The sequence below is a fragment of the Luteimonas lutimaris genome (genome assembly GCF_039537065.1).
Classification (GTDB): Bacteria; Pseudomonadota; Gammaproteobacteria; order Xanthomonadales; family Xanthomonadaceae; genus Luteimonas; species Luteimonas lutimaris.
The window spans coordinates 98,166-121,443 of the sequence record NZ_BAAAZU010000003.1; the positions used below are offsets into that span (position 1 = coordinate 98,166).

Genomic DNA, 23,278 nt, shown 5'->3' on the forward strand with positions numbered 1-23,278 from the left:
TTCGGGAATCGCGGCAGGCTAAGTGGCCGGTGATGGCGCTGCCAGCTGGTGCGTGCCCTAGGGCGCCGTTGTCCTGGGTGTTCCAGCCGCGCGCGGGCGACGCCCAACGGATGGTCGCGTGCGGGTGGGAAGCACGCATGCACGTGCGCGCGGGCGCCGGCGCGCCCGCTGGAACGCGTGGCGTAAAATGCGGCAAACGCAGGCCGGTGGCCTGCAGGAGTGTCGATCGTGAAACTGCAGTTCCCCTTCATCCAGTTGCCGCTGTGCTACGACGCCGGGCTGCTGGCCGCGGAAGTCGAGGCGGTCGGCGAGTCGTCGTGGCGTCCGCATCCGCAGAAATTCGAGGGCAACTCGATGCTGCCGCTGGTTGCGGTGGACGGCGATCCGGCCAACGAGTCGTTCGCCGGGCCGATGCGGCCGACACCGCATCTGGAGGCCTGCCCGTACCTCATGCAGGTGATCGACAGCTTCGGTGCCACGGTCGGGCGCAGCCGGTTGATGCGGCTGTCGGGCCACGCCGAGGTGAGCCGCCACGTCGACCAGGGCTATTACTGGGCCGAGCGCGTGCGCGTGCACGTGCCGATCGTGACCCAGCCAACCGTGCGCTTCGAGTGCGGCGACGCCACCGTCAACATGGCCGAGGGTGAATGCTGGATCTTCGATACATGGCGCCAGCACAACGTCATCAACGATGCCGTGCAGTCGCGTATCCACCTTGTGGTGGATACGGTAGGCGGCGAACGGTTCTGGGACATGGTCGCGAAAGGGCGCCCGCAGCCGTTGCCGCCGGGCGGTGACGCATGGAAACCGCGATTGGTGGTCCCGCAGCCCGGCCTGCGGCCGACGCTGGCGTGCGAGGCGGTCAACGTGCCGGCGGTAATGAGTCCGTGGGAGCTCAACGCGCAGCTTGGCATGCTCTTCGCCGACGTGGTGCCGCATCCGCAACTGGGCCAGGTGCAGGCGCTCGCCGCCAGGATGGTGCGCAGCTGGCGCTTCCTCTGGGCACAGTTCGGCGAAGCGCCGGAGGGGCAGCCCAGGTTCCGGGCGCTGATCGACCGGTTCCTCGTCGAATCCGATCTCCCGGGGGCGCCGATCATGCTGCGCAACGGGGTCCGCCTGCACGCAGTCCTGAACATCCGCATCGGCCAGTCGGCGGTGTCCCGCGCTGCCTCGCCCGTCGCGCCTGGCGTCGTGCCGGCCGGTGTCGCCGATCGTGGCTGAGCCCCGGGCGCCGGCTGCTGGCGTGGCCGAAGCGACGCCCGATCCGGTCTTCGACCGCCCGGTCTTCATCGTTTCCTCGCCGCGCTCGGGCTCGACGCTGCTGTTCGAGACCCTGTCGCGCGCGCCTGGCGTGTGCACGACCGGCAGCGAGAGCCACGTCCTGATCGAGACCATCCCGGGGCTGGGGCTGGCCGAGCACGGCTTTGCCTCGAACCGCCTCGACGCGCTGGACGCGACCGCGGCGGCGGTCGACGAACTGCGCCGGCGCTTCCTTTCGCGCCTGCGCGATCGCGACGGCCGGCCGCCGGCGGCGCGGCCGGTGCGGATGCTGGAGAAGACGCCGAAGAATTCGCTGCGCGTGCCATTCCTGGCGCGGGCGTTCTCGGAGGCGCGGTTCGTGTTCCTGTACCGCGATCCGCGGCAGGTCCTGGCCAGCATGATCGAGGCCTGGATGTCGGGGCGCTTCCAGACCTACCAGCGCGGCGTGCTGCCCGGCTGGCCGGCGCCGTACTGGTCGCTGCTGCTCACGCCGGGATGGCGCGAACTGGCCGGGCGGCCGCTGCCGGAGATCGTGGCGGCGCAGTGGCAGGCCACGATCGAGGCACTCCTGCAGGACCTGGCCGCGCTGCCGCCGGGGCGCTGGCAGGCCGTGCGCTACGACCGGTTCATTGCCTCGCCGGCAGGGGTCGTTGGTGACCTGTGCCGCTCGCTTGGCCTGGCCTGGGACCAGTCGCTCGACGGCACGCTGCCGCTTGCGCGGCACACGCTGACCCCGCCATCGGCGGACAAATGGCGCCGGCACGAGGACGCGATCAACGCCCTCCTGCCGCGCCTGCAGCCGACCATCGAACGCGTGGAGCAGTTCATCGGCGCCTGAGCGTGGCGCCCGCGCCGGCTCAGAAGTTCTGCTTGCCCGGCAGTGCCGCGTAGCGTTCGATCGATTCGAGCAGGATCTTCCTGGCCTCGGCGGCGTCGCCCCAGCCGTCGAGTTTGACCCACTTGCCCTGCTCCAGGTCCTTGTAGTGCTCGAAGAAGTGGCCGATGCGCTCGAGCCAGTGCGGGCTGACCTTGGCGATGTCGTCGATGTGGCTGTAGCCGGCGAAGACCTTGTCGACCGGCACCGCCAGCAGCTTCTCGTCGCCGCCGGCCTCGTCGCTCATGCGCAGCACGCCGACCGGGCGGCAGCGGATCACCGAACCGGGGATCAGCGGCAGCGGCAGGATCACCAGCACGTCGGCCGGGTCGCCGTCGCCGCACACGGTGCGCGGGACGTAGCCGTAATTGCAGGGGTAGCGCATCGGCGTGGACAGGATGCGGTCGACGAAGATCGCGCCGCTGTCCTTGTCGACCTCGTACTTGACCGGCTCGGCGTCCTTCGGGATCTCGATGACGACGTTGATTTCTTCGGGGACGTTGCTGCCGGTGGGGACGTGGTCGAGGCCCATGGGGTGGCGGTTCCTGCGCAGGGGGCGGCGCGGCCAGGGGGCCGGCCTCCGGGGTGGAAAGAGGGTGTTGGGGGACGGATTTTACGCTGCCGGGTGCTGCGGCGCAGCATCGGTGACCTCGGGTACGCCCCAGCTTGGAGGCCTCCATACCGGGGCGTACACATACGGTTCCGTATCCACCAGCAGGCCCCCGACCCATGACCATCCAGCTCGATAACGCCCAAGGCAATACCGCCGCCCAGCAGTCGTCTGTCTGGGGCAACCAGCACGCGCAGGACGGGCAGACCGTGTTCGATCCGTCGCTCGAGGGTGCGCACGAAGTCACCACGGTCGACCAGTCGCGCGTCGACGCCAATGGCCGCCGCGACCAGGCGACGCAGATCGATGGCAATGCCAGCAACACCGGCAGCCGCGAGCAGACCACGAGCAGCACCGGGCAGCCGATGTTCATCGACAAGCTGGGCAGCACCGCCAACGTCGAGATCACGCGCGAGTACACGACCGAGCAGTCAGGGGGCCAGTACTACATCCTGGCCGACCAGCTGGTGTTCACCACCGGCGGCGGCGACGACCAGGTCAAGGTCACCCAAGGCGACAACGGCCAGCTGCGCTTCGACGTCAACGGCGAGGAATACGACGTGTCGCTGGCCCAGGGCCAGCAGCTGACCGTGCGCACCGGCGACGGCAACGACAACATCGAGATCGATTCGTCGGTGACGGTCAACTTCATCATCGAGGCCGGCGCGGGCGAGGACACCATCCAGGGCGGCTCGGGCAACGACCGCATCGACGGTGGCGAAGGCAACGACATCATCAACACCGGCAACGGCTTCAACTACGTCTTCGGCGGCTCCGGCGACGACAGCATCGTGGCCGGCGACGGCGGCAACACCCTGTACGGCGGCGACGGCAACGACAGCATCACCGGCGGCAAGGGCAACGACTACATCGAAGGCGGCAAGGGCGACGACGCCATCATCGCCACCGGCGGCAAGAACGTCCTGTCCGGGGGCCTTGGCGACGACACCATCACCGCCAGCGGCAACGGCGACCGCATCTATACCGGTGCCGGCGCCAACACCGTCGGCAACATCGGGGCCGATGGCCTGGTCTACTCGGCCGGCGTGGGCGACAAGCTGGTCGGCGCGGGCAGCGCGGATCCGAACGTGGTCAATGTCGTGCTCAACAGCGATGCGGGCCTGAAGGGCGTGAAGGTCGAGGGTTCGGATGCCTTCGTCCAGCGCGTCGAGGCGGACCTGGAGATGCTGCGCGCCTCGCCGAACGGGCAGCAGATGCTGGCCGAGTTCGACAAGTCCGCGGCCAAGGGCAACATCGTCACCATCCGCGAGCTGCAGAACGTCGACAACGGCTACGCCCAGAGCGTCTACGGCTCCGACATCACCAATGGCCGCCCCGGCAACTCCGGGCCAGTGGATATCTCCTACAACCCGGCCTTCGCCATTCCCGAGCTGCCGGTGCCGGCGGTGACGCTGTACCACGAGATGTCGCACGCCTACAACGGCGTCAACGGCACCTTCCTGCCGGGCACCTACACCGGCCCGGGGCCGGACAGCCCGACGCCGAACATGCAGATCCCCAACGCCGAGCGCCAGGCGGTGGGGCTGGACACCACGGCCGACCCGTACGACTTCGGCGACGGATCGGGTCCGATCACACACAACCCCTACGCGCTGACCGAGAACGGCATGCGCGAGGAAATGGGTCTGGAGCTGCGTCCGAGCTACGCGATCTGACGCATGACCGAACATGGATAGGGAGGCACAGGGAAGGGCAGACGGCGACCGCAAGGTCGCCGTTTTTTTGGTTCCTCTGTCAGGGGCATGAGATCAGTTGATTGTCCGGTCGCAAGCCGGACCGCGATCTGACGGGCCCCGCTGCGGCCGACGGCCCTTTTTTGGGACGCCCCCGGGCATCCGCCTGCGGTGAATGCCTCCTCCTTTATTTCCCCCAAGGGCCGCCGGCCGCAGCGGAGCACCGGATCACAGGCTTGCGTGGAAGATGAGGTTCTTCGTCCTCTTCTCTCTTGCGGCAGCCCGCTCAATTTGCAGCGCGGGTGCGGATGGCCTGGGGGCGAAATAAAGGTTCTTCTCCCAACTGGGGGGACTAGGTCCCGGTTCCCGACAAACGACCTCTGCACCAAAACAGCCCGTCATCCCGAGCGCAGCGAGGGATCTGTTGTTGCCCCCAGCAGATCCCTCGCTGCGCTCGGGATGACAGTCCTGACACCGCCTGCAGCCTCTTTCCGGTCTTCGGTCCCCTCCGTTGGGAGAAGAACCGAAATAAAGGGGGAGGCGGGGGCCGCAGGCCCTCGCCGGAGGCGTCGCCCCAAGGCCATCCGCACCCGCGTCCAACCATCGAGCCGATACAGCTTTTCTTCCAGTCGGACGAAGACCCCTGTTGGGTGGGGACTTCCCCTGATGCCGCTGCGTGCCGTCCTCCAGGTGCCTGAAACAGAACACCCCGCACCAGCGTGGTGCGGGGTGTTCGTTTCAGCTTCGAAGGCTGCGGGTTATTCGCCGTCGCGCCGCTGCCTCGACAGGTAGCCGTCCGCCCAGCGCTGGGCAACCTTGCCCGCCGCGTCGCGGCCGCCGAGGCCGAACGCCAGCGCCACGGCCACGGCCACCGCGCCGAGCACCAGCCCGAACGCCAGGTTGACGATGTCGTCGGCCACGCCCATCGCGCGCAGGCCCATCGCCACCACCAGACCGAGGATGGCCACGCGTGCGATCCGCGCCATGCCGCGGCTTTCCGGATTCGCACGCTCGATCGCGCGCGCCGCGAGGTCCGCCAGCCAGTAGCCGACCACGAAGATCACCAGGCCCAGCAGGATGTCGGCGCCGAAGGCGATGAACATCTCCAGCAGCTCGTGCACGCCGGCGAAGCCCAGCATCGCCGCCGCTTCGACCGTGGCGAACAGCATGATGAAGAACAGCGCGATCTTGCCGACCAGTTCGGAGAGCGTCAGGCGCGGGCCGGTGCCGGGCAGGGTGCCCGCGGCCGCGGGCGCGTCAACCTGGCCGGGCAGCGGCGCAGCGGCCGACGGTGCGGCGAACGCATGGCCCAGGCCGATCCGCTCCGGCACCCGGTCGAAGCCGAGGTTGGCCAGCAGGCGCGCGACCAGCTGCGCCACGAAGCGGCCGATGAACCACGCCAGCAGCAGGATCACCGCGGCGGCGACGATGTTGGGCACCGCCAGCAGGAACTCGTCCAGCATCCCGGTCAGCGGCCGCGAGATCGCCTCGATCCGCAGCGCGTCGAGCGCGGCGATGATCGTCGGCACGATGATCAGGATGAACACCAGGGTCCCGCCCAGCTGCGACAGCTTGATGCCGCGGGTGTCCTCGTTCTCCTGGGTGAAGCGGTCCACGTTGGTGGCCACCAGCAGGTTGGTCACGACCTCGCGCACCACCCGGGCGATGATCCAGCCGACCACGCCGATCACCGCGGCGGCGATCAGGTTCGGCAGCATGCCGAGCATGTCGGAGATCATGTTCGACAGGGGCGCGGTCAGCGCGTCGATCTGCAGCGTGCCGACGATGGCCGGCAGGAACAGCAGCAGCACCAGCCAGTAGGCGACGTCACCCATCGTCCGCGACAGCGGCGGGCGCGCCGGGCGGTCGGCGTCGACGAGTTTCTCGTCGAGCGTGGTCGCGCCCAGCACCTTGTGCACGACCACGCGCACGACCGTGGCGACCAGCCATGCGACCACGCCGAGCACGATGGCCGGCACCAGCGTGTTGACCAGACCGGACAGCGGGCCGGTGACGCCGTCGATGCGCAGGATGCCGAGCGCACCCACCAGCGCGACCAGGAAGATGATCCAGAACACGAAGCGCCCGCCCAGGCGCTCGAAGTCGGTGCCGGATTTGGTCTGCGTCGCCAGGCGCTCGTTGGCGCGTACCTTCGCCAGCCCCTTGCGGGCCAGGCTGGAGGCGACCAGCGCGATGATCCATCCGATCAGCAGCACCGCCAGTGCGCCAAGGATGATGGGCAGGTAGGTTCCAAGCGATGCCTGCAGTGGCAGGTACCAGGTGTCGAATTGCATATCGATCTCCCCTATCGGATCGGCGCGCGTCGTGCGCGCTGGTTCGTGAATCAATCGCCTCCGCGACGCGGTGCCGCACAAGACGGGGTGCGGGCAACATACGGAATCGCAGGTGAACATCCTGTCGGCGCAACGGCAAATGGAGCGCGTTGTCGCGTGGAGTTGTTGCGATGCAACGCCGCGATCCGCGCTGCAGGCTGCGCGGCGGCTGCCGTAAAAGACAAGGCTCGTCTTGCACGCAAGCCTGCGATCCGTCGCGGGGCCGCCAGATTGCGATCCCTCCTGCGACCGGGCCATCAGCTGACAGCGTGTTCCCGAAGTGGAGTGAGGAATCAAAAAAAGGCCCCGCGCGAAGCGGGGCCATTTTTTTAATCCTTCATCCCGTTCTCTCTCCCGCGAACGGGAGAGGGGCCGCTTCGGTCAGAGCAGCGGCACCAGCAGCAGCGCGACGATGTTGATGATCTTGATCAGCGGATTGATCGCCGGGCCCGCGGTGTCCTTGTAGGGATCGCCGACGGTGTCGCCGGTCACCGCGGCCTTGTGCGCCTCGGAGCCCTTGCCGCCGTGGTGGCCGTCCTCGATGTACTTCTTGGCGTTGTCCCAGGCGCCGCCGCCGGTGGTCATCGAGATCGCCACGAACAGGCCGGTCACGATGGTGCCGATCAGCAGTCCGCCCAGCGCCTTCGGCCCCAGCAGCACGCCGACGATGATCGGCACCACCACCGGCAGCAGCGACGGCACGATCATTTCCTTGATCGCCGACTTGGTCAGCATGTCGACCGCGCGCGAGTAGTCCGGCTTGCCGGTGCCTTCCATGATCCCGGGGATGTCGCGGAACTGGCGGCGCACTTCCTCCACCACCGCGCCCGCGGCGCGGCCCACCGCTTCCATCGCCATCGCGCCGAACAGGTAGGGGATCAGGCCGCCGATCAGCAGGCCGATGATCACCATGTGGTCGGACAGGTCGAAGGTGAACGTCACGCCCGGGTTGTTGGCCTGCAGGTTGTGGGTGTAATCGGCGAACAGCACCAGCGCCGCCAGCGCGGCCGAGCCGATCGCGTAGCCCTTGGTCACCGCCTTGGTGGTGTTGCCCACCGCGTCCAGCGGGTCGGTGATGTCGCGGATCTCCGACGGCAGCTCGGCCATCTCGGCGATGCCGCCGGCGTTGTCGGTGATCGGGCCGTAGGCGTCGAGCGCGACGATCATCCCGGCCATCGACAGCATCGCGGTCGCGGCGATCGCGATGCCGTACAGGCCGCCGAGCGCGTGCGCGCCCCAGATCGCGATGCACACCGCGACCACCGGCATGGCCGTCGACTTCATCGAGATGCCCAGGCCGGCGATGATGTTGGTGCCGTGGCCGGTGGTCGAGGCCGCCGCGATGTGCTGCACCGGCTTGTACTGGGTGCCGGTGTAGTACTCGGTGATCCACACGATCACCCCGGTCAGCACCAGGCCGATCAGGCCGCAGTAGAAGATGTTGGTCGACGAAACCGCCAGCGTGCCGTCAAGCGTGGTCAGCCCGTCCGGGAACAGGTCCGCGGTGACGAACCAGAACGCGACCGCCGACAGCAGCGCCGACACGATCACGCCCTTGTACAGCGCGCCCATGATCGAGCCGCCGGCCTTCACCTTGACGAAGAATGCGCCGATGATCGAGGCGATGATCGACACCCCGCCCAGCAGCAGCGGATACAGCACCGCGTGCGAATCCTCGGCGAACATCAGCCCGCCCAGCAGCATGGTGGCGATGATGGTCACCGCGTAGGTCTCGAACAGGTCCGCGGCCATGCCGGCGCAGTCGCCGACGTTGTCGCCCACGTTGTCGGCGATCACCGCCGGGTTGCGCGGGTCGTCCTCGGGGATGCCGGCCTCGACCTTGCCCACCAGGTCGGCGCCGACGTCGGCGCCCTTGGTGAAGATGCCGCCGCCCAGGCGCGCGAAGATCGAGATCAGCGAAGCGCCGAACGCCAGCCCGACCAGCGCATGCAGCGCGGTCTCGCCGGTGATGCCCATCCTGCCCAGCACCATCCAGTAGCCGGCCACGCCGAGCAGGCCCAGGCCCACCACCAGCATGCCGGTGATCGCGCCGCCGCGGAACGCGACGTCCATCGCCGCGCTCATGCCCTTGCGGGCGGCTTCGGCGGTACGCACGTTGGCGCGCACCGAGACATTCATGCCGATGTAGCCCGCCGCGCCCGACAGCACTGCGCCGATCGCGAAGCCGATCGCGGTGGGCCAGCTGAGGAAGAAGCCGATCAGCAGCAGCAGCACCACGCCGGCGATGGCGATGGTCGTGTACTGGCGGTTGAGGTAGGCGCGCGCGCCTTCCTGGATGGCGCCCGCGATCTGCTGCATGCGTTCGTTGCCCGCCGGCTGCCGGTTGATCCATCCGGCCGAGAACATCCCGTAGACAATCGCGACGGCGGCGCAGGCCAGCGCCAGCCACAAACCATACTGCTCGAGCATGAAGTCCTCCCCGGAAGTGAACGGCGAAATAACATCGGAACTATCGCATAGGGTATCGAGACCCGATGTTGCAGTGCGGGAGCGGCGGAGAATGGGGGCTTGGCGGCTTGCGGCCTGTCTCCCGGGGCGGGGTTTCCAGCAGGATCGTTGTTGAGCCCGTCCGAATCGAAACCCATGCCCACCGATCCGGCCGGCCCGGCGCAGCGTGCCGGGCGTTCGGTCGGTCCACGCGGCAGTGCCGCGCAAACGGACCGCCCTCACCCCCTTGAAGGGGGCTTCAACGAACGTCTTCGGTCACGGCGCGTTCCCGCCGTGAGCGCCGATTCAGCCTGCCCGTGACAGCCTTTCCACTGTTTTGTCGCCTGAGGCCGCCTCCATGCGCCTGATTGCCCCGCTCCTGCTCCTCGCCGCGCTGCCGGCCTTCGCCGCGGATCCGACGCCCGAGATCACCCGCCCGGCCAGCACGCCGCAGGCCGATGGGGTGGTCCACACCCTGCGCCAGATTCCCGAGGCCTGCGCCCGCATCGAGGGCGCGTTTACCGGCCAGGCCGCCGAGCCCTACAAGTTCGCGGTGGTCCGCACCAGCCAGAATTGCCAGCCGCGCGCGCGCTTCGTCGACTTCGACAAGGCCAAGCCGTCCGAGGCCGCGGGCTGGAAGTTCAACGACCTGATCCGCGTCCCCAGCGCCAGCTGCCCCTCGCGGCAGGCGGTGGTGCGCATCTGGCGCAAGCCGGTGGACGTCGGCCAGGCACGCGACGGCCAGGGCCAGTCGCGTATCTATCTCGAGGAAGCCAAGCAGGCCGCGGCGGCCGGCAAGATCGCGGCGATTCCCATGTACGCCGCGCAGATGCAGCTCGAAGGCAAGGCCTGCAACTAGCATTGGCCTGCTCGCGGAGCGGCAAGTCCGCATCGCCGCGGACTCTCCTGCAGCAGGGCGCCTGCGCTGCCGCGTCGTCGTTCGTCAGCCCGCGCGCGTGCGCCGCGCCGCCAGCACCATCGGCAGCGCGAACAGGAACATGTGCGAGATCCAGTCGAGCAGCAGTGGCAGCGAGAATGCCAGCTCCACCGGGAAGGGGAACCCCGACAGTGGCAGCACTACCTGTCGCATGACCAGGAACACGAGCGTGCCGGCGATCATCGCCACCGCCAGCGGACGCCCGGCGAGGCCGTCCGGCAGGTCGCGCACCGCCATGCCGATCAACGCCGCCCAGCCCCAGGACAGGGCGAAGTGGAAGCCCAGCCCCAGCGCCGCCATGCCCGCGCCGCCGTCCAGTGCGGCCCTGCCCAGCGCGCCGCTGGCCACCGTCCGCAGCAGGTCGGCGGCGGTGTCGCCGCGGAACAGCGCCATGCCGACCGCGAAGGCGAGATCGAGCGTGCCACCAATGGCGCCGCCGACGAGGGTGGCTGCAACCAACGGGTTTCGGTGAAACAGCTGGCGCATGCGTGGATTCCCGGGCGAGGCAGGGTTCAGGCCTCGAATGCAGGCAGCTTGCGGCGCACCAGCACGTTTTTGGGCACCACGTACTTCGGGATCCCGTCGCGCCCGTACGGCGGCGGCGCCTCGCCGCGGATCAGCGGTTCCAGGTAGCGGCGCGCGGCGGCGGTGATGCCGTAGCCGTCGCGGCGAATGAAGCCGGCCGGCATCGTCTTCTCGCGGTTGGCGATCTTCTCCAGCGGGGCGGGCTCGATCTTCCAGCGGTAGGGCGCGTCGGAGGTGCGCACGATCACCGGCATGGTCGCGTTGCGGCCGGCCAGCGCGTACTGCACGGCGGCCTTGCCCACGGCCAGGGCCTGGTCGAGGTCGGTCCTGGAGGTGAGGTGGCGCGCGGAGCGCTGCAGGTAGTCGGGCAGGGTCCAGTGCACTTTCAGGCCCAGCGCGTGCTGCACGCGCCCGGCGAGGAACGACGCGACGCCGCCGAGCTGGGTATGGCCGAACGAATCCTTGCCGCCGCCGGCATCGGCGACGAAGCCGCCATCGGCGCTGCGGATGCCCTCGCTGGCGACCACCACGCAGTAGCCGACTTTCGCCACCACTTTTTCCACGCGTGCGAGGAAATCCTGCTCGTCGTACGGGCGCTCCGGGAACAGGATCAGGTGCGGCGCCTCGTCCGGCCCCGTGCCGGCCAGCCCGGCCGCCGCGGCCAGCCAGCCGGCGTGGCGGCCCATGGCCTCGTAGACGAAGACCCTGGTGGAGGTCTCGGCCATCGCCGCCACGTCCAGCGCGGCCTCGCGCACCGAAACGGCCGTGTACTTGGCCGCCGAGCCGAAGCCCGGGCAGCAGTCGGTCACGGCCAGGTCGTTGTCGATCGTCTTGGGCACGCCGACGCAGGTCAGCGGGTAGCCGAACTCCGCGGCCAGCTTCGACACCTTGTTGGCGGTGTCGGCCGAGTCGTTGCCGCCGTTGTAGAGGAAGTAGCGCACGTCGTGGGCGCGCAGCACGTCCAGCAGGCGCTCGTAGCGGGCGCGGTCTTCTTCGAGCGACTTGAGCTTGACCCGGCACGAGCCGAACGCGCCGCCGGGCGTGTGGGCCAGGGCGCGGATCGTGGCCGCGGACTCCTTCGACGTATCGACCAGCTCCTCGCGCAGCGCGCCGAGGATGCCGTTGCGCGCGGCCAGCACCTTGACCTTGCGGGCGCGGGCCTGGGTGATCACGGCCGAGGCGGTGGCGTTGATGACGGCGGTGACGCCGCCGCTCTGGGCGTACAGCAGGGTTCCCTGGGGCATCGGCAGTTTCCGTTGGGGGAGGCGGGGGGCCGGGATACGGTAAAGTGGCGCGGTTGGCGCCGCGACGGGCAGTTTACGCCCGCGCGGCACCCCTTCCTTCCAGCTTGGAGTGATCGATGCGACTGGTACTTCTTGGAGCGCCGGGTTCGGGCAAGGGAACGCAGGCCGCGCGCCTGAAGGAGCACCTGCAGGTGCCGCACATCTCCACCGGCGACCTGCTGCGCGCCGAAGTGGCCGCCGGCAGCCCGCTGGGGCTGCAGGCGAAGGAAGTGATGGCCCGCGGCGAGCTGGTGTCCGACGAGATCCTGCTGGGCATGCTCGAAGACCGCTTCTCGCGCGATGACACCAAGAACGGCTTCATCCTCGACGGCTACCCGCGCAACCTCGCCCAGGCCGATGCGCTCGACGCGCTGCTGGGCCGGATCGGCCAGCCGATGGACTACGCGGTGCAGCTGGAGGTGCCGGTCGAACTGCTGGTCGAACGCATCGCCGGCCGCGCCCAGGCCGAGGGCCGCGCCGACGATTCGCCCGAGTCCGTGCGCACGCGCCTGAAGGTCTACGACGACCAGACCGCGCCGGTGATCGAGTTCTACCGTGCCCATGGCCAGCTGACGGTGGTCGACGGGGTGGGCTCGCTGGACGAGGTGTTCGCGCGCATCGTCGAGGCGATTGCGCCGGGGAAAGTGGTGGGGTGACTTGACCTCTTTCTCCCGCAGGAGGGGAGGGAAGTCGGTGCCGTACGGGACGTGCTTCGTTGCAGACCGTTCCAATCATTGAGAGGCGTCTGGGCTTGAAGCTCCACATCCTTGGCATCGCCGGCACCTTCATGGGCGGCGTCGCCGCGCTCGCGCGCGAACTCGGTCACGAGGTCGAAGGCAGCGACCAGGCGGTCTATCCGCCGATGTCGACCCAGCTCGAAACCCTCGGCATCGCGCTCAGCCAGGGCTACCGGCCCGGAAACATCCCGGCCGACGTCGACCAGGTCGTCGTCGGCAACGCGCTGTCGCGCGGCAACGCGGCGGTCGAGCACGTGCTCGACGCCGGCCTGGACTACACCTCCGGCGCGCAGTGGCTGCTGGAGAACGTGTTGCCCGGCCGCGACACGCTGGCCGTCGCCGGCACCCACGGCAAGACCACGACCACGACCATCCTCGCCTTCCTGCTGCAGGCGGCGGGCCGCGAACCGGGGTTCCTGATCGGCGGCGTGGCGGAGGACTTCGGGGTATCGGCGCGGATCGGGCGCGGCCGCGAGTTCGTGGTCGAAGCCGACGAGTACGACACTGCCTTCTTCGACAAGCGCAGCAAGTTCGTCCACTACCGGCCACGGGTGGCGATCCTCAACAACCTGGAGTTCGACCACGCCGACATCTTCCCGGACGTGGCCGCGATCCAGCGCCAGTTCCACCACCTGGTGCGCACGGTGCCCGGTCGCGGCCGGCTCATCGTCAACGGCGAGGACGCGCGCCTGGCGCAGGTACTGGCGATGGGCTGCTGGACGCCGGTGGAGACCTTCGGCATCGACGCCGGCGCCGCGGCGGGCGGGCGGCCGTTCGACTGGAGCGCGCGCCTGCTCGAGGCCGACGGCAGCGCGTTCGTGGTGCTGCACGCGGGCGATGAAGCCGGCACCGTGCGCTGGCCCCTGCTCGGCCGCCACAACGTGATGAACGCGCTCGCCGCGCTGGCGGCCTGCCACGCGGTGGGCGTGGACCTGGCGCAGGTGATCGCGGCGCTGGCGGGGTTCCGCAGCGTCAAGCGCCGGCTGGAGGTCCTCGGCGAGGCGCGCGGCATCACCGTGTACGACGACTTCGCCCACCACCCGACCGCGATCGCGACCACGCTCGCCGGCCTGCGGGCGAAGGTCGGCGATGCGCGGATCGTGGTGGCGATGGAGCCGCGCAGCAACTCGATGCGGCTGGGCGCGCACGCCGACGCGCTGGCGCCGTCGCTGGACGGCGCGGATGTGGTGGTGTTCCTGCACCGGCCGGAGCTGGCGTGGGACGCCGGCAAGGTCGTCGCGGCGCTGCACGGCGAGGGCCACGCGGTGGCGGACGCCGATGCATTGATCGACACCCTGCGCGAACTCGCGCGCGACGGCGACCACGTGGTGTTCATGTCCAACGGCGGTTTCGACGGCGCGCCGCGGCGGTTCCTGGCGGCGCTGGCGTAGGGCGGGCCGGCCTTGCCATCGCAGGAGCGGCGGGAGCCGCGACCGGCCGTGGTCGCGGCTTCCGCCGCTCCTACAAAAACAAAGGCGAACACCGCCCCCCGACAGACACCACGCCCACGCCAGCCGCGCTAGCCTTCGCCCGATGCCCGCCGACTCCCTGCCGCTGTTCCCCCTGCACACCGTGCTGCTGCCCGGCGCGCCGCTGGGGCTGCGCGTGTTCGAGCCGCGCTACCTCGACCTGGTGCGCGAGTGCGGCCGCAGCGGCGGCGGTTTCGGCATCTGCCTGATCCTCGACGGCGAGGAGACCGGCGCGCCGGCCACGCCGGCCGCGTTCGGCACCGAGGCGCGGATCGAGGACTTCGGCACCGGCGACGACGGCCTGCTGACCCTGCACGTGCGCGGCGCGCGGCGCTTCCACGTGCGGCGCACGCGGGTGCGCGACAACGGCCTGCTGGTGGCCGACGTCGGCTGGCGCGAGGACAGCGACGTCGACGAACTGCGGCCGCAGCACGGCCTGCTGGCGATGGTGCTCGAACGCATCCTCGAACAGGTCGGTGGCGAACACGCGCAGGCATCGGCGGCCCGCTTCGACGACGCGGCGTGGATCGGCTGGCGGCTGGCGGAACTGCTTCCGCTGTCGGATGGCCAGCGGCAGTCGCTGCTGCAGGACGACGACCCGCACGCGCGCCTGGATCAGTTGCTCGGGATGATCTCCTGAGCATCTGAATCGGTATCGGCGGGGATGCGCACCCGCAGCACTTCCACGCCGGTCTGCGGATGCGGGGACTGTTCCAGCGCGAATCCGTCCATCGCCGCGCGCACGTCGTCGTGCGCCACGCCGGTGCCCGGATCCGGCAGCCACAGGCCGAACAGGCCGAACGGCTCGGCGTAGTGCAGCACCTGCGTGGTGCCGACCCAGAGCGGACCGCCGTCGGACAGCTGCAGCGGCGCGCGCCACAGGCGCAGCAGCTTGATCTGGCCGGGTTGGTTGCCCGGGCGGCGCAGCAGCAGGGTCTCGGCCTCGGTGTCGAGCGTGGCCGGCAGCACCGGCTGGCGGTCGGGCGGGATATCGTCGTCGAGCAGCTGCAGCGTCGCCAGCCAGTTTGCCTGCGGCTGCACGCCCCAGCCGTTGGCCTGCAGCCGCCGCTGCAGCGGTTCCAGCGGGCCGGCGACCTGCAGGTCCAGCGGCCAGCGCTGGGCGGGATCGTGTTCCTTGCGCTGCGCGGGCAGGCGCGCCCAGTCGCCTTGCCACCACTGGCTGGCGCTCATGGCCACGACCGGTTCCGGCGGCACGAAGCGCGCGAGCAGGGTGTCCACCGCGCGCGGCGCGTGCCACAGCGCGGCAACGAGGAACGTGGCGTAGAACACCGCCGCCGGCGGCCGCATCCAGAACGAGCGCGCCACGTGGCGCCGGTAGGCGATGCCCAGCACCAGCAGCCAGACGATGCCGAACAGCATCCCGCCGACCACGTCGCTGAGCCAGTGTGCGCCCAGGTACAGCCGCGCGAACCCGAGCACTGCCACCACCGCGCCGCCGACCACGTACGGCCACACGCGCTGGCGGCCGGGCATCTCGCGCGCGATCAGCACCGCAAAAAAGCCGAAGGTGATGGTGGCCATCGTCACCGCGATCGACGGAAACCCGAATCCGCGCAGCGCGGTGGGCGGATTGGGCATGTCGACCACCGCGCCCAGCAGCGCGGTCAGCGCCAGGCCGAAGGCCAGCGCCGCCAGCCAGTGCGCCGCGGCCAGCCAGCGCTTGCGCCACAGCAGCCACGCCAGGGTCAGCGCGATCGCCGGCACCAGCACCGCCGCGTCGCCGATCGACGCCAGCCCGGCCATCAGCCGGTCGGCCAGCGGGTTGCGCAGCTGCAGCATCGTGTCGTGGACGGCCAGGTCCAGCGCCAGCGGCTCGCCGCGCATCAGCACCGTGCCCAGCAGCGCGAACCAGGCCACGCCGATCGCCAGCAGGCAGGCGGCCAGGATCAGCAGCGAGGCGGATTCGGGACGGTTGGGGTCGATCATCGCCGCCGCATAGCGGCCCAGCCGCGGGTGCATGCGCGTCCAGCGCAGCGCGCGTGCCAGCAGCGTGTCGGCGTGGCGCGCGAACCAGCGGTAGGTGTACAGCACCCCCGCCCACGCCAGCGCCAGCACGACCGCCAGCCCGCCGACCGCCAGCGCCAGCCGGTTGGCGACTGCCGCCACCGCGTCGTAGGCCTGGCCGAGCAGCCAGCCGGGCACCAGGAACAGCAGCGCCCAGGTCAGCGCCGCGAACGCGCTCGCCGGCAAGTAGCGTCGCAGCGGCATCCGCGCCATGCCCGCCACCGCCGGCACGAACGGCCGGATCGGTCCCACGTAGCGTGCGATCAGGATGCCCTTGACTGCGTTGCGCCGGAACACCGCCTCGCCGCGGTCGAGCAGCTGCGGATAGCGCGCGAACGGCCACACCCCGCGCAGCTGGTGGCCCCAGCGGCGCCCGACCCAGAAACTCAACCCGTCGCCGGCGAAGGCACCCAGCGCCGCGCACGCCGCCGCGTACGGCCCGTTGAGTTCGCCCAGCCCGATCAGTACGCCCACGGCGAACAGCAGCGGCAACGCCGGGACGATCGCGCCGAGCACGATCACCGCGTCACAGAACGCGATCGCGAAGATCACCAGCCCGGCGGCGAGCGGATGCGTGCCGATCCAGGCGACGAGTTGGTCGAACCATCCGTTCGTCATCGGCGGATTGTACGGGGCGGGCGGTGAATCGAGTCCGGTTTTCCCCCGGACCGAAGCCCTTCTCCCGCTTGCGGGAGAAGGTGCCCGAAGGGCGGATGAGGGCGCGAGCGCAGCGAGCTTCTTTTCCCGGAATCAAAACCAAAGTAGGAGCGGCGGAAGCCGCGACCCCGCGCCCCACCCGACAAGATGCCCTCGCCACACCCGCACGCCACAGGAATCCCCAATCAACCCGGCCCCACTCCCTACAATCCCCCCATGCCCCGCCCCGCCATCGAAATCCAGGCCCTCAAATCCGACAGCTTCGGCCGCATCTCGCTGATGCAAGGCGACGCCGGCGTGTTCGTACGCCGCGACCTGCGCCACGTCCCGTGGTGGCTGCGCCTGCCGGCGTGGTGGCTGGCGCGGCGCGAGGCGCGCGGATTGCGGCGCACGCACGGGCTCGACGCCATGCCGCAGCTGCTTGGCTGGGACGGCCGCATCCTCGACCGCAGCTACCTCGACGGCGCGGCGATGTACCAGCGCCCGCCGCACGGCGACCTGGCCTACTTCCGCGCCGCGCGCCGGCTGCTGCAGCGGCTGCACCGCCGCGGCGTCGCCCACAACGACCTCGCCAAGGAGGCCAACTGGCTGGTGCTGGCCGATGGTCGCCCGGCGCTGATCGATTTCCAGCTCGTCGTCCTCGGCAATCCCCGCTCGCGCTGGATGCGCCTGCTCGCGCGCGAGGACCTGCGCCACCTGCTCAAGCACAAGCGCACCTACTGTCCGGACGCGATCACACCGGTCGAACGCCGCATCCTCAAGCGCACCTCATGGCTGCGCGAGGCGTGGTTCGCCACCGGCAAGCCGGTGTACCGCTTCGTCACCCGGCGGATTCTCAAGTGGGAGGACAACGAAGGGCAGGGGCCCAAGCCCTGAAGGCCGGGATTGGCGGCAACGCCACACTTGTGGGAGCGGCCTCCGGCCGCGGGTTCTCCCGCCGATAATGGCAACACCGATCGCGGCTGAAGCCGCCCCGCAACCACGAGGTCCTCCATGCCCACCCTCGCCGGCAAGACCCTCTTCATCACCGGTGCCTCGCGCGGCATCGGCCTGGCCATCGCACTGCGCGCCGCGCGCGACGGGGCCAACGTGGCGATCGCGGCCAAGTCGGACGTGCCCAATCCGAAGCTGCCCGGCACCATCCACACCGCCGCGCAGGCAGTGAACGACGCGGGCGGCCGGGGGTTGGCGCTCAAGTGCGACATCCGCGAGGAAGACCAGGTCCGCGCCGCCGTCGCGGCCACCGTGGATGCCTTCGGCGGCATCGACATCCTGGTCAACAACGCCAGCGCGATCTGGCTGCGCGGCGCGCTGGACACGCCGATGAAGCGCTTCGACCTGATGCAGCAGGTCAACGCGCGCGGCAGCTTCCTGTGCGCGCAGGCCTGCCTGCCGCACCTGCTGGCGGCGCCAAACCCGCACATCCTCACCCTGGCGCCGCCGCCGTCCCTGGACCCGAAGTGGTGGGGCCCGCACACCGGCTACACGCTGGCGAAGATGGGCATGAGCTTCGTCACCCTGGGCCTGGCCGCGGAATTCGGCCCGCAGGGCGTGGCGGTCAACGCGCTGTGGCCGCGCACGCTGATCGGCACCGATGCGCTGAACATGATCCCCGGCGTGAGCCGCGGCAACGGCCGGCGGCCGGAGATCATCGCCGACGCCGCGCACGCGATCCTGGTGCGTCCCGCGGCCGGCTTTGCCGGCAATTTCCTGATCGACGACGAGGTCCTGCGCGAGGCCGGCGTCACCGACCTGTCGCACTACGCGGTCGATCCGTCGCAGCCGCTGCTGCCCGACCTGTTCCTCGACTGACGCGCGGGCGCTCAGGCGTCGGCGAATCCGCACTCGCGCAGCCACGCGCGCAGCGCCGGCAGGCCGGTGTAGTGCTGCGCACGCAGTCCGGCGCGCCGCGCGCCTTCGGCGTTCTCGGCCTTGTCGTCGACGAACAGCGCCTGCGCGGGCGTGGCGCCGAGCTGCCCGAGGCAATGCAGGAAGATCGCCGGATCCGGCTTCGCCAGCCGGAACTGCGCCGAGCAGAACACGCGGCCTTCGAACAGCGGGAACAGCGGCGGGCAGATCGCCGCCAGGTGGTCGCGCAGCAGCAGGTTGTTGTTGGTCAGGATCGCGACCTGCGCTTGCCGGGCGACGCGCCGCGCGAGCGCCAGTACGTCCGCGTCCGCACGCATCGAGGCGCGGCGCGCGTCGACGCAGTCGGCCAGCGAAACCGGCCGCCCCAGCCGGCGCGCGAACTCGTCCACCTGTCCCCGTGCATCGTGCAGGCCGAGGTCGGCGTCGCGTTCCAGACCGGATTCGAACAGCGCCCGCGCCACCGCGTCGGCGTCGGCATCGCTGCGTCCGGCCAGCACCCGCAGCCGCGCCGCGTGGTCGTAATGCGCCAGCACGCCGTCCAGGTCGAACAGGACGACGGCCGGCGCCGCGATCATGCCTTCGCCTCGCGAAACGCTTCGCGCGCCGCGACCAGAGTCTGCTCGATCACCGCGTCGTCGTGCGCGCTCGACATGAAGCCGGCCTCGAACGCCGACGGCGCCAGGTACACCCCGCGCGCGAGCATGGCGTGGAAGAAGCGGTTGAACGCGGCGCTGTCGCAGGCGATCGCCTGGGCGTAGGTGTCGACCTTCTCGTCGCTGAAGAACAGCCCGAACATCGCGCCGACCCGCTGCGTCGTGAGCGGCACGCCGGCCTCGCCCGCGGCGGCTTCGAGGCCGTCGCACAGCGCATTCGTCTTCGCCTCCAGCGCGTCGTGGAAGCCCGGCGCCTGGATCAGTTCCAGCATCGCCAGCCCCGCGGCCATCGCAACCGGGTTTCCGCTCAGCGTGCCGGCCTGGTAGACGGGCCCCGCGGGTGCGACCTGCGACATCAGGTCGCGGCGGCCGCCGTAGGCGCCCACCGGCATGCCGCCGCCGATGATCTTGCCGAAGGTGCTCAGGTCCGGCGTGACGCCGTAGCGCGCCTGCGCGCCGCCGAGCGCGACGCGGAAGCCGGTCATCACCTCGTCGAAGATCAGCAGCGCGCCGTGTCGCGTGCACAGTTCTCGCAGGTGGTGCAGGAAGCCTTCGCGCGGCGGCAGGCAGTTGGCGTTGCCGACCACCGGCTCGACGATCAGGCCGGCAATGTCGCCGCCGCACTCGTCGAACAGCTTCGTCGCGGCGTCGAAGTCGTTGTAGGGCAGGGTCAGCGTGAGGTCGGCGAGTGCCTTGGGCACGCCCGGCGAGGTCGGCACGCCGAAGGTCAGCGCGCCGCTGCCGGCCTTGACCAGGAAGGAGTCGCCGTGGCCGTGGTAGCAGCCCTCGAACTTGACGATGCGCGCACGCCCGGTGGCCCCGCGTGCCAGCCGGATCGCCGACAGCGTCGCTTCGGTGCCGGAGTTGACCATGCGCACCATCTCGCATGACGGCACCAGGGTGGTGATGGTTTCGGCCATGGTCACCTCGGCCGGGCAGGGCGCGCCGAACGACAGGCCGTCGCGTATCGCCCGTTCCACCGCCTCGCGCACCGCGGGATGGTTGTGGCCGGCGATCATCGGCCCCCATGAACCGACATAGTCGATGTAGCGGTTGCCGTCGACGTCGAACAGGCATGGCCCGTCCGCGCGCTGGACGAAGAACGGCGTACCGCCGACCGACTTGAATGCACGCACCGGCGAGTTGACGCCGCCGGGCAGCAGCGCCTGCGCGCGTTCGAACAGGGCCTGGGAACGTTCGGTATTCATGCTGTTGTCTTCTCCGTCCTGCGTGCCCGCAGCGCGGACGACGACTTTCGTGCTCGTTCTCGATCTGTGGGAGCGGCTTCAGCCGCGATCATTTCGCCCGGCAGCATCCGTTGCCGGCTGTTGGGGGCTTGCCTCGAAGCAGTCCCGGTATGCCTGCGCCGCGGCCACCGGATCCGGCGCGTCGAACACGCCGCTGATCACCGCGAGCAGGTCCGCGCCGGCCGCGACCAGCTGCCGCGCATTGTCCGGCGTGATGCCGCCGATCGCCACCCGCGGCAGGCCGAAGCGCGCCGAGTCGGCGAGCAGCTGCGGGCTGGCGCGGCGTGCGCCCGGTTTGGTCGGCGAGGGGAAAAACGCACCGAAGGCCAGGTAGCTCGCCCCGGCAGCGGCGGCGGCTTCGGCGCGCGCCATCTCGTCGTAGCAGGACGCACCGAGGATCGCGGCGTCGCCCAGCGCGGCGCGTGCCTCGCGCAGGGCGCCGTCGTCCTCGCCCAGGTGCGCGCCGTCGGCGCCGATCGCGGCGGCCAGCCGCCAGTCGTCGTTGACCACCAGCGGCACGCCGGCGGCGCGGCACAGCGGCAGCAGCGCCGCGGCCTGTTCGCGCCGCAGCGCATCGCCGGCGGCCTTGTTGCGGTATTGCAGCAGCGTCGCCTGCCCGAGCACCGCGCGCACCCGCGCCAGCAGGCGCGCGGTGTCGCCGTCGTCCGGCGTGAGCAGGTACAGGCCGCGCGTTGAAGCGGCTGCGTTGCCGCGGTGCGGCCATCGGGGATTCATCGTCGCGGTTTCCTGCGCGGTCGCGGGGTGGGACAATGCGGCTTTCCGCACCGCTCCCGCCGGGACGCCATTATCCGATGAACGAGACCGCCGTCGCCTACCGCACCTGGATGTGCGTCGTGTGTGGCTTCATCTACGACGAAGCGGCCGGGCTGCCGGAAGAGGGCATCGCCCCCGGCACGCGCTGGGAGGACATCCCCGACACCTGGACATGCCCGGACTGCGGCGTGACCAAGGACGACTTCGAGATGATGCCGCTCTGAGCGGCGCTCAGTTCACGCGGCCGCCGCCGCCGAGTTCCACCAGCCGCATCCGCACCTTCATCGCATCGCGCGCATGCGGATTGCGCTGCAGGTATTGCGCCAGGTCGGCGCGCGCACCGCTGGCGTGGCCGATGTGCAGGTAGCCCAGGCCGCGGTCGCGCAGCGCGTCGGGATCGTTCGGCGACAGCTTGAGCACGCGGTCGGCGCAGCGCGTGGCGCGCTCCCAGTCGCCGGCGTCGCCATAGACGCCGTGCAGGTTGCGCAGCACGCGCACCAGGATCGCGCGGTGCGACGCGGGATTGAGGATCTGAGACAGCGCCTCGTCGTCCGGCGCATCGCCGCCCAGGTGCGGCCGCGCGCGCTGGCGCAGTTCGTCGACGTCGAGCGGGCGGCCGCGGTTGAACGGATCCATCACCAGCACGCCGTCGTCCACCGGCAGGCGCACGAGGAAATGGCCGGGGAACGACACGCCGTCCAGCGGCACGCCGAGCCGGCGCGCGACTTCCATCTGCACCATCGCCAGCGAGATCGGGTTGCCGCGCCTGCGCTCGAAGACCTCGTTGATGTAGCTGTTGCGCGGGTCGTAGTACTGGTCGTGGTCGCCCGCGTAGCCGAGCTCCCCGAACAGATGGCGATTGATCGCCTGCATCTTCACCGCCGGATGCTCGATCGCGTCGATCTCCGCGCGCATGCCGGCGGCGTGCGCGCGGACCTGCGCGTCGTACAGGCCGGGGTCGAGGTCGGGATATTCGTCGTGTGCGATCAGCAGCGCGGTATCGAGCAGCGGCAGGGACGCGTCGTCGAGCCGGGCGAGGGTATGCCACTCCGGCAGTGCGATGCGGTGGTCCATGCCATCAAGCCTGCGCTGCGTGCCGCGCTGCCGCAAGTACGCGGTCAGTCGCCCGACGCGGGGATCCCGGGGCCGAAACGCAGCTGCGTACCGTCCTCGAGCTTGAGCCGCGCCGCGTTGCCGGCATTGAGCTCCAGCACGTAGCGCGCCGGCGCGTTGCTCGGGTAGGGCGGACAGCGGTTGCCGGCCGAGCATGGCGGCACGTCGCGCTGCTGCGAGACCAGCTTGCGGTCGTTGTCGAAGTACAGGATGTCGAGCGGGATCCGCGTGTTCTTCATCCAGTAAGCCTGGGGTGCCTGCTGGTCGTGGATGAACAGCATGCCGCGGTCCGCGCCGAGCTCGTCGCGGAACATCAGGCCGCGGGCGCGCTCGGCGTCGGTATCGGCGATCTCCACCGTGTAGCGCTTGCCGGCAAGTTCCACCCATTCGCCGCCCGCGCAGGCCGTCGCCAGCAGGCAGGGTGCGCACAACAGCAGGGACGCGAGGATGCGGATCGGGCGCATGGGAAGGCTCCGTGGCGTGATTTAAGGGGTCCGGCCGCACGATCGGGCAGGCCCCCGCGCGGCGTCAAGCGCCGCGGCCGTCGCGACGGTGAAAAAAATCCTGCGTCCCCCCTTCCCAAACCGGGTCGCCGGATGCACAATGCGCGCCCCGCCACGGAGCGGTCGGCGCAAGCCGGCGCGACAAGGCGGGAGGGGACGAAAAAACGCTTCACAAGGTGTTGACGTCCTCCGAAACCGCGCTAGAATGTGCGGCTCCCCAGACGGGACGGCCTCCGGGCCAACGTTGAAGGGAGGCTGAAGTCGGAC

General features: G+C 70.2%; 21 protein-coding genes. 10 read left to right on the forward strand and 11 right to left on the reverse strand.

The window, feature by feature from the left end; all coding sequences use genetic code 11:
• Window positions 1-228: 228 nt before the first annotated feature.
• Window positions 229-1,221 carry an aspartyl/asparaginyl beta-hydroxylase domain-containing protein gene (locus tag ABD679_RS02550; RefSeq protein ID WP_344758378.1) on the forward strand — a complete coding sequence of 331 codons (993 nt, stop codon included), beginning with the start codon at window positions 229-231 and terminating at the stop codon, window positions 1,219-1,221.
• Window positions 1,214-2,098: a sulfotransferase family protein gene (locus tag ABD679_RS02555; protein ID WP_344758379.1), complete on the forward strand. Its 885-nt coding sequence runs from the start codon at window positions 1,214-1,216 to the stop codon at window positions 2,096-2,098. Before ABD679_RS02550 ends, ABD679_RS02555 begins: the two co-directional genes overlap by 8 nt.
• A gap of 19 nt (window positions 2,099-2,117) precedes the next feature.
• Here ABD679_RS02555 and ppa read toward each other — a convergent pair whose 3' ends face one another.
• Window positions 2,118-2,666, reverse strand: coding sequence for an inorganic diphosphatase (gene ppa / locus ABD679_RS02560; protein ID WP_344758380.1), 549 nt, complete (start codon window positions 2,664-2,666; stop codon window positions 2,118-2,120).
• A 197-nt stretch (window positions 2,667-2,863) separates the two neighbouring features.
• Here ppa and ABD679_RS02565 point away from each other — a divergent pair, with 197 nt between their 5' ends.
• Window positions 2,864-4,420 carry a M91 family zinc metallopeptidase gene (locus ABD679_RS02565; RefSeq protein WP_344758381.1) on the forward strand — a complete coding sequence of 519 codons (1,557 nt, stop codon included), beginning with the start codon at window positions 2,864-2,866 and terminating at the stop codon, window positions 4,418-4,420.
• Between the two features lie 776 nt (window positions 4,421-5,196).
• Here ABD679_RS02565 and ABD679_RS02570 read toward each other — a convergent pair.
• Window positions 5,197-6,732 carry a mechanosensitive ion channel gene (locus tag ABD679_RS02570; protein WP_344758382.1) on the reverse strand — a complete coding sequence of 512 codons (1,536 nt, stop codon included), beginning with the start codon at window positions 6,730-6,732 and terminating at the stop codon, window positions 5,197-5,199.
• A gap of 420 nt (window positions 6,733-7,152) precedes the next feature.
• Window positions 7,153-9,201 carry a sodium-translocating pyrophosphatase gene (locus ABD679_RS02575; protein ID WP_344758383.1) on the reverse strand — a complete coding sequence of 683 codons (2,049 nt, stop codon included), beginning with the start codon at window positions 9,199-9,201 and terminating at the stop codon, window positions 7,153-7,155.
• A gap of 376 nt (window positions 9,202-9,577) precedes the next feature.
• Here ABD679_RS02575 and ABD679_RS02580 point away from each other — a divergent pair, with 376 nt between their 5' ends.
• Window positions 9,578-10,078, forward strand: a complete 501-nt coding sequence (locus ABD679_RS02580; RefSeq protein WP_344758384.1) for a hypothetical protein — start codon at window positions 9,578-9,580, stop codon at window positions 10,076-10,078.
• Window positions 10,079-10,162: 84 nt separating this feature from the next.
• On the opposite strand, the gene ABD679_RS02585 is transcribed toward ABD679_RS02580, so the two are convergent.
• Together ABD679_RS02585 and ABD679_RS02590 are read right to left on the reverse strand one after the other, a co-directional pair.
• A complete protein-coding gene (locus ABD679_RS02585) occupies window positions 10,163-10,642 on the reverse strand; it encodes a hypothetical protein (RefSeq protein ID WP_344758385.1) in 480 nt (159 codons plus the stop codon).
• A gap of 26 nt (window positions 10,643-10,668) precedes the next feature.
• Window positions 10,669-11,925, reverse strand: a complete 1,257-nt coding sequence (locus ABD679_RS02590; RefSeq protein ID WP_344758386.1) for a 6-phosphofructokinase — start codon at window positions 11,923-11,925, stop codon at window positions 10,669-10,671.
• A 116-nt stretch (window positions 11,926-12,041) separates the two neighbouring features.
• On the opposite strand from ABD679_RS02590, the gene ABD679_RS02595 reads away from it, so the two are divergent.
• From ABD679_RS02595 to ABD679_RS02605, 3 genes are all read left to right on the forward strand, one after another.
• Window positions 12,042-12,620 (forward strand): adenylate kinase, encoded by a 579-nt coding sequence (locus ABD679_RS02595; RefSeq protein ID WP_344758387.1) that lies wholly within the window; start codon window positions 12,042-12,044, stop codon window positions 12,618-12,620.
• A gap of 95 nt (window positions 12,621-12,715) precedes the next feature.
• A complete protein-coding gene (gene mpl, locus ABD679_RS02600) occupies window positions 12,716-14,092 on the forward strand; it encodes a UDP-N-acetylmuramate:L-alanyl-gamma-D-glutamyl-meso-diaminopimelate ligase (protein WP_425561832.1) in 1,377 nt (458 codons plus the stop codon).
• Window positions 14,093-14,234: 142 nt separating this feature from the next.
• Complete coding sequence (locus ABD679_RS02605; RefSeq protein WP_344758388.1) at window positions 14,235-14,810, forward strand: LON peptidase substrate-binding domain-containing protein; 576 nt, start codon at window positions 14,235-14,237, stop codon at window positions 14,808-14,810.
• On the opposite strand, the gene ABD679_RS02610 is transcribed toward ABD679_RS02605, so the two are convergent.
• Window positions 14,786-16,813: a VTT domain-containing protein gene (locus ABD679_RS02610; protein ID WP_344758389.1), complete on the reverse strand. Its 2,028-nt coding sequence runs from the start codon at window positions 16,811-16,813 to the stop codon at window positions 14,786-14,788. The genes ABD679_RS02605 and ABD679_RS02610 overlap by 25 nt on opposite strands.
• A 255-nt stretch (window positions 16,814-17,068) precedes the next feature.
• On the opposite strand from ABD679_RS02610, the gene ABD679_RS02615 reads away from it, so the two are divergent.
• Both ABD679_RS02615 and ABD679_RS02620 read left to right on the forward strand, forming a co-directional pair.
• Entirely contained in the window at window positions 17,069-17,728 is a 660-nt protein-coding gene (locus ABD679_RS02615) for a protein kinase family protein (RefSeq protein ID WP_344758390.1), read from the forward strand.
• Between the two features lie 117 nt (window positions 17,729-17,845).
• On the forward strand, window positions 17,846-18,664 hold the full coding sequence (locus ABD679_RS02620; protein ID WP_344758391.1) for an SDR family oxidoreductase: 819 nt from the start codon (window positions 17,846-17,848) through the stop codon (window positions 18,662-18,664).
• Window positions 18,665-18,675: 11 nt separating this feature from the next.
• On the opposite strand, the gene ABD679_RS02625 is transcribed toward ABD679_RS02620, so the two are convergent.
• The 3 genes from ABD679_RS02625 to thiE all read right to left on the reverse strand — a co-directional run bounded on the left by ABD679_RS02625 (window position 18,676) and on the right by thiE (window position 21,356).
• Entirely contained in the window at window positions 18,676-19,296 is a 621-nt protein-coding gene (locus ABD679_RS02625; RefSeq protein ID WP_344758392.1) for an HAD family hydrolase, read from the reverse strand.
• A complete protein-coding gene (gene hemL / locus ABD679_RS02630) occupies window positions 19,293-20,582 on the reverse strand; it encodes a glutamate-1-semialdehyde 2,1-aminomutase (RefSeq protein WP_344758393.1) in 1,290 nt (429 codons plus the stop codon). Before hemL ends, ABD679_RS02625 begins: the two co-directional genes overlap by 4 nt.
• A 78-nt stretch (window positions 20,583-20,660) precedes the next feature.
• A complete protein-coding gene (gene thiE, locus ABD679_RS02635; protein ID WP_344758394.1) occupies window positions 20,661-21,356 on the reverse strand; it encodes a thiamine phosphate synthase in 696 nt (231 codons plus the stop codon).
• Between the two features lie 35 nt (window positions 21,357-21,391).
• Between thiE and ABD679_RS02640 the strand changes: the two genes are divergently transcribed.
• A complete protein-coding gene (locus ABD679_RS02640; protein WP_344758395.1) occupies window positions 21,392-21,619 on the forward strand; it encodes a rubredoxin in 228 nt (75 codons plus the stop codon).
• 7 nt (window positions 21,620-21,626) lie between these two features.
• Here ABD679_RS02640 and ABD679_RS02645 read toward each other — a convergent pair whose 3' ends face one another.
• Both ABD679_RS02645 and ABD679_RS02650 read right to left on the reverse strand, forming a co-directional pair.
• Window positions 21,627-22,469 (reverse strand): SirB1 family protein, encoded by an 843-nt coding sequence (locus ABD679_RS02645; RefSeq protein WP_344758396.1) that lies wholly within the window; start codon window positions 22,467-22,469, stop codon window positions 21,627-21,629.
• Between the two features lie 44 nt (window positions 22,470-22,513).
• Window positions 22,514-22,972 (reverse strand): DUF192 domain-containing protein, encoded by a 459-nt coding sequence (locus ABD679_RS02650; RefSeq protein WP_344758397.1) that lies wholly within the window; start codon window positions 22,970-22,972, stop codon window positions 22,514-22,516.
• Between the last annotated feature and the right edge of the window lie 306 nt (window positions 22,973-23,278).